9 protein-coding genes are annotated in these 11,533 nt (G+C 52.1%); 4 read left to right on the top strand and 5 right to left on the bottom strand.

The genetic code is table 11. The annotated features are described in order from the left end of the window. Positions 1-78: 78 nt before the first annotated feature. From P8N76_10110 to P8N76_10090, 5 genes are all read right to left on the bottom strand, one after another. Positions 79-654, bottom strand: a complete 576-nt coding sequence (locus P8N76_10110; protein ID MDG2382016.1) for an A24 family peptidase — start codon at positions 652-654, stop codon at positions 79-81. A gap of 284 nt (positions 655-938) precedes the next feature. Beyond that, positions 939-1,121, bottom strand: a complete 183-nt coding sequence (locus P8N76_10105; GenBank protein ID MDG2382015.1) for a Flp family type IVb pilin — start codon at positions 1,119-1,121, stop codon at positions 939-941. 437 nt (positions 1,122-1,558) lie between these two features. Continuing rightward, on the bottom strand, positions 1,559-2,947 hold the full coding sequence (locus P8N76_10100) for an aspartate aminotransferase family protein (protein ID MDG2382014.1): 1,389 nt from the start codon (positions 2,945-2,947) through the stop codon (positions 1,559-1,561). A gap of 152 nt (positions 2,948-3,099) precedes the next feature. Then, positions 3,100-4,629, bottom strand: a complete 1,530-nt coding sequence (locus P8N76_10095) for a PEP-CTERM sorting domain-containing protein (protein ID MDG2382013.1) — start codon at positions 4,627-4,629, stop codon at positions 3,100-3,102. Positions 4,630-4,870: 241 nt separating this feature from the next. After that, positions 4,871-5,191 (bottom strand): STAS domain-containing protein, encoded by a 321-nt coding sequence (locus P8N76_10090; GenBank protein ID MDG2382012.1) that lies wholly within the window; start codon positions 5,189-5,191, stop codon positions 4,871-4,873. Positions 5,192-5,684: 493 nt separating this feature from the next. Here P8N76_10090 and P8N76_10085 point away from each other — a divergent pair, with 493 nt between their 5' ends. The 4 genes from P8N76_10085 (at position 5,685) to P8N76_10070 (ending at position 11,532) form a co-directional block, all read left to right on the top strand. Then, complete coding sequence (locus tag P8N76_10085) at positions 5,685-6,485, top strand: hypothetical protein (protein ID MDG2382011.1); 801 nt, start codon at positions 5,685-5,687, stop codon at positions 6,483-6,485. 340 nt (positions 6,486-6,825) lie between these two features. Then, positions 6,826-8,670 carry an AAA family ATPase gene (locus tag P8N76_10080; GenBank protein MDG2382010.1) on the top strand — a complete coding sequence of 615 codons (1,845 nt, stop codon included), beginning with the start codon at positions 6,826-6,828 and terminating at the stop codon, positions 8,668-8,670. Positions 8,671-8,724: 54 nt separating this feature from the next. Next, positions 8,725-10,779, top strand: a complete 2,055-nt coding sequence (locus P8N76_10075) for a hypothetical protein (GenBank protein MDG2382009.1) — start codon at positions 8,725-8,727, stop codon at positions 10,777-10,779. 183 nt (positions 10,780-10,962) lie between these two features. Then, positions 10,963-11,532, top strand: coding sequence for a sigma-70 family RNA polymerase sigma factor (locus P8N76_10070; protein ID MDG2382008.1), 570 nt, complete (start codon positions 10,963-10,965; stop codon positions 11,530-11,532). Position 11,533 lies beyond the last annotated feature (1 nt).

Here is an 11,533-nt window from a genome sequence, read left to right as displayed (position 1 = left end):
AGTTGCCTTACTTTACCCCGACTCCCCATTTCAAATATAACACCAAATTTTGGTCTGAGATCAATCGCCTGAAAAGGTTCAAACGAGCATATTCATCCAGGCAAAATAAACGATTGTCCCTATCGCAATCGGGATCCCATACGGCAAAAGCAACATCGAACTTTTGCGTTCTGCAGCAAGTTGACTCAGCTTGTTGGGATCGCGGACGGTCATAATTTCATTGTAAATCAGCCAGAACTGATTTCGATGTTTCGCCCAGGCCTTGCGATACCAGACCATCAAAATCGCTAGCAATGCTCCCACAAACGCGGAAATCACAAAGGCGTAAGCGGTGTGCGTCGCGTGCATCCAAGCACCGATCCCTGCTAACAACTTGACATCGCCTGCCCCCATACCACCGATTGCGTAAGCAGGGAGTAATAAACCGAGCCCAACGATGGTACCCATCAGACTCCACCCCAGCCCCTCGTACCAAGTCATACCGAGTGAAGGCGCCGCCCAAACGCTATACACCCAACCGGTGATAATCATCGGAAAGGTGATCCAGTTGGGCACCTTCAACTTGATACCATCGATGACGGCCGCCACCACGAGAATGATGGAAACGACCCATACGTGCCAATTTTGAGCAACACCTTCCAAGAACGCTGACATATTGGATTCCCCCGTGGATACTAAATTTGTTTTCGACTCAGCGCAAGGTTACTAAGAAGCTAATCAACACCGCTCCCGCGCTGAAAATGTAGCACAGTATTTCAAACACTGATTGCAACGCGTCTGCAGGAATCGCGGAGTACATTGAACGTTCCTCGACTGGCAGCATCCCGAATCGCCTGAGCTTTTCTTCCGACAAGAACAGCCTATCGTGCAAGAAAAACCCCCAGGGCGCAGACGCGCCGTGGGGGATTATCTCAGCTCAGAATCGGTGACCAGCGACCTTAGGTACCGGTGCTTATTTGATCAGCAACCTCCTGGAAGGTCGTCTTTGCATTCGTACCGATTGCTTGAATTGCGGTCAAGCAAACGATGACGATAAGGGCCAGCATCACGGCGTATTCGACCGCAGTTGGACCGTCTTCTGAAACTAAAAAGCGTCGTACTTTTCTGGCAAGACTTTTCATGAAGTTCCTCTCGATTTCATTTTGGTCGAACACGCCAAAGCGTGTTGACACGAAGTCAAATAAACCATGGTTCGATTTCCATACAGTGCACCGATCCAAACTGCCGGGATCGACTCACATTGACAGTACGACTGTTGCAGCCATACAGTGAAATCGAACACAACCATGCGAGTGATACGCACATTTGGAAGAGCGGTTAAACAACGGGTCGAACATCGCACCACTGCATGATCTACGAATTCGACTTTCTCTCCACTGGAAACCTATGTCACAGCAGAGTCTTGTCAAACGATCAGCATTAGCAAAAATGGCCGATTCGAATAGAGGAATAGAAATCAGCTTCGAATCATGCGATCTACACGGAAACAAGACGAAAGTAGGCTTTCTTTTTTTTGATCGAAGAGCAAAAAAAGCGAACAAAGAAAAAGCCAAACTGGCTATTTCTTCAAGTCCGTCAGACATTCATCGATGATCTGAATCGCAGCTTTGAGTTCTTCGACGCTGATCACGAGAGGTGGAACAAGCGTTAGCACGTTCCCCGCAGACACCTTGAAGCTAAGGCCTCGGGCCATCGAAGCGTACATTATTTTTTCAGCGAGCTGGACAGACGAACCAAAATCCGGATGGTCCTGCAATTCAACACCGATCAGAAGTCCAGCCCCGCGAACATCGCGGATGCACGCATGCTTTCCCTTCAATTGGGACAATTCGTCCAATGCCAACTGCCCCAACTCCACGGCCCGCTCGACCAGATTGTCATCGACGATCGTTTCAATCGTCGCGAGCCCAGCCGCACAACTCACCGGATTTTTCTCATGGGTATAATGGCCGATCGCGCGGTCACCGGCCACATCCAGATCGCGTCGCGCGATAATCCCAGCCAGTGGCATAATGCCACCACCGAAACCTTTTCCTAACACGACGATGTCGGGCTGAACGCCAAAATATTCGAAAGCGAACATTCGCCCCGTACGTCCCAGGCCGCTTCCAATCTCATCGAAAATGAGCAAAGCCCCGTGATCGTCACAGAATTTCCGGATACGTTGCCAGTACTCCGCAGGAGGAATCGTGACCGTCGACCAACGAATCGGTTCAGCAATGACGGCAGCAATCTGTCCTTCGTTTTGCATAATGTGCCTCACATATTCAGCACATGCCGCATTACATGTCTTTTCACATCCGAAGGGACAGTCCTCGGAAACAGGTGGACGAATGTGGACAGCTCCCGGAAGCAAAGGGCCCAATCCGTCGCTGAACAAGGCCTGTCCGCCAACCGAAATAACGTCCAAGGAAGCGCCGTGAAAGGAACCCCACATGGAAATCGTCTTGTAGCGCCCTGTGGCAATACGGGCGAGCTTCATGGCCATCCCCATGGCACTGGTTCCACCCGGTGCGAAGAGCACTTTATCCAAATTACCCGGCGCAATCTCCCGCAGTTTTTTTGCCAAAGCAACCGCAACGGGATTTGTGTAGCGACGCGTGCAAAAGGGTAAAACTTCCAACTGATCTTTGACAGCTTGCATGACCCGCGGATGCCGAAATCCAAGCTGATGGACGCCATTTCCATGAAAATCCATGATCTTTCGCCCAGCCACGTCATGCAGATAGATGCCCTCTGCTTCCACGAGTGCATCAATACAGGGCGTTGACAGGGACTGGTGCAAAAAATACTCCGCGTCCTCGTCTAAAATCTGATGCGTCGCTGCATCTAAATTTTGCTGCTGGTACTCTGATCGCAGAGGAGAACGATTTGTATCTCCCTCGATCCGTTCCTGGTGTTCATCAATGCGGGCTGGGTCTGAAACGGAAGCAATTCGATCATTCATGGTGCAGTCACCTGGCTACGTACTGTAACAACTTCCAACACGATACGTGGGTTATCAATGTAAGAACAGTCCCCGTCCAAAGGCAAACTAAATCTCCACATCTTCCGCCGCGTTCCCAGAAAAAATCGACTGCGGTTCAGACATTTTGGTATTTAGCCCTCGGGGCGAGTTTGAAACGTGCCGCAGAAGGCACGTCGAAAAACACTCGCTAAACCAGCGACTAGCAGCAGCAAAATAGAGTTCGGCTCAGGAACAGCCAAGCGTGCTGGGCGTGGGCCCTTTTCGTAACCGCCAGCTTGAAAAGCGATGACAAAATCACTACTCGTGAAGTCACCGTCACCGTTCCAATCGCCTGACTGCCAGTTGGAATTGAGTTGAAAACCGTCTTCAAACTGCCCCGCTTGAAAAATCTGCACCAGGTCTCGGCTGTTGAATTGGCCGTCCAGATCGGAATCACCAAAATAGGTACGCTTCAAATCATCAACCCATACACTTCGATCTTGACCGTCAACAATCTGATCCGAATTCAAATCAAAACGAGTGGTCTGACGGCCAGCACGAACCTCAACGGATAGCAGATCAATATCCTCGACATCCAGAAATCCATTCCGGTTGAAATCGCCCTCGACTCCAATTGGGCGATTGGCACGAACAAAACGGATATAGCCCGCATCGTGCTCCGTAATAATCAAATCCCCAGTCGGTGATAACGTGACGGCACGTGGTTCACTGATCTTTCGCCCGACTGTATCCAGTGGCAAACCATCTCCCGCATGCGTACCGTCGTCGTCACCGTCAATTAGTAAATGAATCCGATCATCATCATCAACAAACCAGATTTGCCCATCGTCATGCGTCGCTAATAGATAGCCACCCTCCGGATGAAACGCGATGCCACGCACCTCCTTGAGTCCCGTCTTGGTCGCCAGTTGCCCATCACCGCCGCCTGACGTTGTTTCATTTCCGGCAATTAAATCGCGACTCCCATCCGAGTAAACTTTGTAAACCCCATGCCCATCACGATCAGTGACAACAAGCTCTTTATCTGCGGGATCGACTGCAAGGTTGCCCAACACAATGAATCCGTCCGCATAGATCGAAACGCCCTCATCGGCCTGCCACATCCGAACTTCACTTGCGGAGGAATAGAAGATTTTGGACTCATCCGGGCTCACCCATAAACCACGACCTATCTGTATTCCAAAAGGATCCTCAAAAACTGTCGTGAGAGCACCGTCTGTTCCCAACTTGCGAACCAGGCTATTGCCAACGTCGAGAATATAGGTCGTTCCATCTGGAAAAGTAAACAAACCGTTGGGCGCATTGAGCTGAGTGTCGACGCCAAATCCGTCACCGTTGTAGCCCGCCAGATTTGTCCCAGCAATCGTATGAATGGCACCATCAGGAGTCACTAAACGGATCGCATGGGCGTCTTTGTCGGCAATGTAAAGGTTGCCTGATGCATCTGCCATGGTCATGTGCGGCCGTGAAAGCTCTGCTTCCGTTGCCGACCCACCTTCCATCTCAGATCGCCAACCGTTGACCGTTTTTTCTCGTATCAAACCAGTGCCCGCGACTGTTTCTAGTACCCCATAGGAATCCAACAAATCATCGAAAGGAATGGCCATACATGCGGGTGTTGCCATTCCCACAAAAACGAACATGAAAGATATGCGTACCATCAAAGATCCTACAGCCACGCGCGGCAGTTCGTACGTTCGTACAACGAGCCTCGGTCGAGATTTGAGTTGAGAATTGTCGCCTTCAGAGTCCGCGGTGTGACAACCCCGTCCACACGCGCCCCGTTTCTCAGTCTACCAGAAGCTCTATTTCCGGTCAGCAAAAGTGTATCGATAGAAGCCGACAAAAGGTCTTGGCTCACAATGAGCTGCCCGTAGCGAACAATTAATCACCCCTTCGACGCTATTTGTCGCGAATTTTGAACAGGCCAATGACACCTGTCGTGGTCAGGATCTTATGCACAGGCGGTTGAATCTGGGTTAGCACTAAAGATACGTCGCGCAATCGAAAGTCACGCTCCAAACCCACCAGTGTTCCGATAATCGAACTCGAAATCAGTTCGACACTCGCCATGTCAACAACGATTTCAGGATAGCCTTTCTCCAGCAATCCCAGCAGCTCTTGGCGGAGATCCAATCCCTGCATGTAACCAATCAGACGTTTCTCTTGCAACTTCAGCGTCGCAGACGCAGTTGAGTCAGCGTCATCAGATCTCGAGTTCATTCATACCACCGTTCACCACAGGCCAAGCAACGCAAACACCGCAGTGCAATCAAGGATTTCGCGAAACCCTGATTCCGAGACAAGTCCCTCGTCCAAAAATTCGCGATCCAATCCGCTGTTGCCCTTCAACTCATTGTCGCTTCACACTGGCGAAATCGTACTAGGCATGCAAGCATCCCGCAAGCTTTTTCCTTACCTGGCCGATCGGGCCAGGTAATTTCCACGAATTGCATTGCCGAACCCAAGGGCAATCCGCTCGAAACCTCCTCCCCCGCAGCAATTTTGCCACCTTCGAATCGGTCCTGACAAATCTGCGAGAGACCAACGCTGGCAGCAGCAGCAAGCCAAAACAGACCCATGAGCGTTAAAGTCGCGAAGAAGAATCGACGATGACGATTCTGACAGTTCTACATAGTAGACTGCCCGCATTGCTATCGTTTTCTAGAATCAGTTAGGGCGGCCCATGAGCAACCAAGACACGAGCAAGCAGCCAATGCGACCCAAACGACTGCCTGGGCGAGCTTACACCCTGTTGGTGACCGGACTCGCGACAATCCTGATTGCGGTTCCCTGGATTCAGTCACAACATAAAGTCTGGAAAGCCTCCGCCATCGTTCAACACGTTCCCCTGGAAACGGGTCGTGTCAAGTCTGTTGTGAGCGACAACTTGCAACTGGCAATCGATCAGGTCGCAGCCACCCATCCCACTGGATTCGTCGTTCCTGAGGTCGAAAGCTTACGATCGCTGACGGATTTCTCCACGACCGAAACCCCCGATGGCAAAGAACGCCTCACGACCATTCAGATCCGAGACGAAAACCGTCAGTTGAGCGCCAATATTGCCGGAGTTCTGGCTCGTGAACTTTCCCACGCCGCGTCGATCGGTGATCAAACCGCCGCAGTGGTGTCAATCGAATCCAGTATCGAATCACCGATTAATCGAAACGGATTGTTAAAGATCGGAGCCATTGCACTTTGCCTCGGCGCAATCACACTGATCTACCCAAGAAACCGGGCAATCGAAAAAGAAAGCGTGACCGTCGACCAGATCGAGAGTTCGACTGGCTTACCAACCTTGGGGTCCGTCTTCCCGTCAAATAACCCAACTCGCAATCAAAAAGCATCGAATACGCCGCTGCGAGTCACCGTGATGCTTGCAGAGGCAGTTGTCGCTGTCGCCTTTCTGCTGATGGTATTTGCATCGACGACAAACTCTACCTCGACAGCCGAACTACTTGGCAGTCCGCTTCAGACATATGCCGAGACGATGCGGAACTTCTGGCCCCGCCATTGAGCAAAAGTCATTCGACCTGAGCGCGCATTCCTCACCGATTCGTCCGCGGCCGTCATCAGACGACAAGTCGCTAGCAATGACCGGGGCGTCTTCGACAGCAAGAAACCTCGGCAATTCAAACAGATTCTTTCGGAACCGACTTTGCTTTCTCATTCCGCTGAAGAGACCGGGAAAGTTTGCCGATTGTTACGAATGATCCGGAGGTTCCGCGTCGAGCATATTCATCGCGTCAGGACCGTTCACCCCAACTCGGAAAAATTGGAGTGATAGCAGACCTCCGACCCGATTCCAGGAACGATTCGGTCGATCCAACTCCTCCGCTTGGTTATGGAGCCAACTCGTGAATGCATTTTCAGTTGCCCAGCAGATCCAAACTCCACCAACGACAAACGCCGATTTGAAGGACCGATCGGGTTCCAGGCAGAAAACAGATGAACCGATGTTTGAAGCGCATTTCAATCTGCAACGACAACCGTTTGCGAGCGCTCCCAATCCAGAACATTACTTTCCAGCCGCGACCATCGAGAACGCTCGCGAGTCGTTAGTGCGATTAATCGAGCGGGAGAATGGGCCAGCAATCGTCGTTGGCCCCGTCGGAATCGGAAAGACACTGTTGAGTCAACTGATCTCCGAATCTTTTCGACATCGGTGTCGGGTTGTGCGACTGCCGAACGCTCGCTTAGCTTCCCGCCTCGCGCTGCTACAGATGATGCTCTACGAACTAGGCTTGCCTTATCGCGACCTGGATGAGTGCGAAGCGAGACTGGCTGTAATCGATCATGTTACGAATCGAGATGCCTGCCCTCACGGCATCGTATTAGTAGTCGATGAGGCAGAAAATCTCAGCATGGCCTTGCTCGATGAATTGCGGACGATGACCAATCTAACGTCAGACGGTCGAACGCTAATTCACCTGACCTTGTTCGGCAATCGACGATTGGAGGAAAAGTTCGCTCATCCGCGACTCGAATCGTTCAACCAACGGCTCGCCGGTCGCTTTTACCTGGAAGCGTTGACTCCAGAAGAAGTGAAGCAATACGTTCACCAACAGATTCTCGAGAGCGGTGGTGAGCCCGCCAGTATTTTCTCGGATGATGCGATCCAATCCATCAGCCAAGCGACAGAGGGCATCCCCAGGCTTATTAATCAACTGTGCGGCCATGCCTTGTTTTTGGGTGCGATCAACGATTTGAGCCGCCTTGATTGTCATCACATATCGGATGCCTGGGCGGACCTACAGCAACTACCAGCACCCAGCCATTCAGGATTCCAATCCTCAGATTCTGAACCGCTACCAAACATCGTCGAGTTCGGCCAACTGGATGATTCCCTCAACACATTCTCCGAGGAAGATAGTTGCAGCACCTCAGCAAAAGCATTTGAAGTGCAAACGGAAATGACGTTGCCGGAAGAAGCCGAAACGTTGCCGGAAGAAGAAGCCGAAACGTTGCCGGAAGTCGAAGAAGTTGTCCCTTCAATTTCATCCGATACAAATTGGGATCCGCAAACCGACGATACGCAAATGGACCTCAAGCCGATCGGCCGTCCCGAGATTGAATTGATCTTCCATGACGCCCCCACAACTATCGATCCATTCAATGAGCCCTTCGAGGAAGAGGAACTGGTCGTCGATGACTACCTGATGCCCAGCATTCTCGCTGAACAACATCGCCCCGTTAGCTGCGATGAGAGTCTTGAGATTGCCGAACATTTGAGCCAAAAACTGCGTCAAGCGATTCCAACCGCGACGATTGATTCTAAACCCAACGATCCCGAAAACGATCGACAAGATGATGATCTGGAAAACAGCGATCCCGAAATTATCTCCTTTGCTTTGCCGTCGGTACGTGACTTCGAAGCCGAACCAGAGACAGACGCGTTCGCAGGCGATGTCGAGGTGCTGATCGAACCGGAACCGACCGGTAGTGCCCCAGCAAACTTCATGAGCGAATTCGATCATCCCGTATCAGCACACAACTTCGAGGCCAATCGCAAACCCACCGAAGCGACAAACTGGCCGAAATTGGAAAACTCAGAAGACGACGACAGTCCATCTCCAGAAACCACATCGCTTGCGGCACCATCCCCAACAGAACAAAACTCTGACATCGGTCAGGAGTCAACGAAAACAGATCGCGATGGCTATCGAAATCTGTTCACTCGATTGCGACTCGCCCAGCGGTAAACCATTTCGCTGGCGCATTCTTTGCTCGGAAAGCGTTTGTATCGAGGTAAGGCAATGAGTTTGACCGTAGACGCACTGCGTAAACTGGAACAAAGCGGAGCATTCCCCGCAAGCGTCCCGCATCAAGCCGATGCAACGCCGAAAGTAACAGACAAGCCTGCCGTAACGAAAACCAAAGCGTCTGCAGAAGAAGCAAATGCCGAGACAAAACCGATTCACCAGATCACCTCCGGCGAACCAATCGCAGCAAAACCAAGTCTCGAAATAGAACCACCCATTTCACCGGAAAACGATCAAGAGACGGGTGACGGCCTACCCAGCCTGCTTCCTTTTGACGAAGAAGACTTCAACATCCCGGCGACCGACAGCGATCAAACCGCCCAACCCGGGGTAGTTGAGTCGCCCTTATTGCCGGGGACTTCAGCAAATGCAGAAGTCGAAAACGAAGAGCCTGCGGAAGCAGCAACCCCTCCACATCACCAGCCCGACATCAAAGACACCACCATTCCACAGACCACCGCTGCTCAATCCACAACCGACACCGATTGCGGCAAAACCGAGCAGTCTCCTGAGTCAGGGGAGACACCAGAACCGTACGACCTTGCTGCATTCAATCAAGAGCCATCAACGAATTCGCAAACACCTGCCCAGCCGCCTTGCTCCGAAGTGGAATGCGATGAAAGCGTCGAAACGACGCCCGCCTTACCGCTTGACTCTGACCCAAACCCAAAGGCACCGATTTCAGATTCGAACGACCCCAATCCTTTCGAACCACCAAAACCTGAACTTCAACACGGCGCCCATCGCGATGCTGGACGAGATCACGTCTCGAATCTGAATCCGGGCCCTAATGCGGAAGACACTCAGTCGGCAGATGAAGCAGATGATTTTGCTGGACGAGACATTGAACCCTTGATCACCGAGAGCATTGAATCCCTGGAGCAGATCCTCCAAGCCGCCGAGCAATCGCCCTCCGAAGAAGAGTATACCACCGGTGAAGACGTACCCGTTGCCTGGGAGATCGCCCCACTCAAGGAAGCAGCAGAACCAACACCAACCTCTGCCGATCTGAACTTGCAAACCGACGACGAGAAAAATCCGCGAAGCCCATCCGAACCAATCGGTGCGACAGAGGACGACGATGCCTATCATCCTGTCATCAAACCCTTCTACGATCTTCAAGAGGACGAAGCGAGTCCCTCTGAAACAATCTCAACCGACAGCGATGACTCCCAGCTTGACTCCCAGCTTGACTCCCAGTCACGCGAACCCGAGCTTGAGCAAAAACCGAAATACAATCCAGTGGAAGCGATTGAACGCCCCGATTGCTCCACTCCCTCGCCCGAAGTGGATACTGCTTTCGCTGAAGCTTTTGTTTCGGATCCTGTGGAACCTCTGCCGGCAACGACGGAGCTGGAAGCCTGGCAGGGAAGCACGATTCCCACTCCCTCCGCAATCGAAGTTGAAACAACAGCATGCGATTACGAGCTCGAACTTAGCGCGAGTTTGACAAACGCAGACACCGAGCAGAGATTCAAACAACTGCTCAGCCAGATCCATGCTCGCAGTGAAGATGGGTTTCCCACGAGCTTGCTGCTGCTCACACCCCAACCAAGCGAACGGATTGCCGACACGGTGACTCATCTAAGTATGGTCATGGCGCGCGAGGGACATGAGGTCGTCATGCTGGACGCAAACTTGGCGGAGCAAGGATTGACGCGACGCTATGAGGCATTGGGGAAGGCAGGCGTTTGCGACGTATTGACTGAAACAAGCCAGACAGAAGATCTCGTTCTTGCAACCTCGAACCGATCAATTCACCTCCTGCCCTGCGGCGACGATGTGACGGGTATCTCACGAACCCAAAATAGTGTCGAAGGCCGAACCATTCGAAATCTATTGCAAACATTGACGCGCCGTGGGCAAATTGTCATTTGCGACGCAGATTCGACTCGGTCAACTCTCGCGATCCCACTGGCTGAGGCCTTTGACGCGGTGTTGCTGGTTGTCTCCATGCAAGATCTCGACCTTGGCGTCCTCGCTGAGGCGATCCAGATGCTACGTGACCGGCAACTGAACCTGCTGGGCTGCGTCGTAACAGACGCTTAAAAATCAGCCCAGACACCTAAAATGGGCCTGCCGATTCCCCGAAGACGGGGGTGAAGTGTAGAATGCCCCATCCGGTGGCGTTCCTTCCCCTCCATCCGCTCACGAGGGATAACGTGATATTTCCCAGCAGAACCGAAGTTCTGGTGCAAGATCCACATTCTCGCGGCAACGTTTAGGCAGACGATGACTGGTTCCCAGAAAAACCGCAATTCGAACGTCGCTGCCGACGTAAAAATTGATTGGCAACAGGAACTTACCGAGCACCAACGATGGTTGCGCACGGTGATTATGGCCCGGTGTGGCGAGGCCCAAGCGATCGACGAGATCTACCAAGAGGTCGCCTCCGCCGCCATCGAGCAAAAATCACCCTTATCAGACCCCTCCAAAGCAGGGGCCTGGCTCTATCAGTTGGCCGTTCGGCAATCGTTGATGTACCGGCGAAAACAGGGACGTCGTCGGAAGCTGGAACGAAATTATGCCGAGCGTGGGATATCGCTAACTGAGCACCGCCAACCCAACAACCCGCTCCACTGGCTGTTGGCCGATGAAAGAAGACAAATGGTGCGCGACGCGTTAGACCAATTACACCCACGCGACGCCGAACTACTTTTGTTGAAGTACACAGAGAATTGGAGCTATAAGGAAATCTCCGAGCATTTGACCATGACAACGAGTGCAGTGGAATCGCGACTGCACCGAGCCCGAAAACGCATGCGTCAGGTATTGACCAGTGCGAAGGTTACTGAGGTGTAAG

This window comes from Pirellulaceae bacterium (assembly GCA_029243025.1).
Lineage (GTDB): Bacteria > Planctomycetota > Planctomycetia > Pirellulales > Pirellulaceae.
Note: the sequence above shows the minus strand (reverse complement) of the source record. Positions and strands in the feature narration are given on the sequence as shown.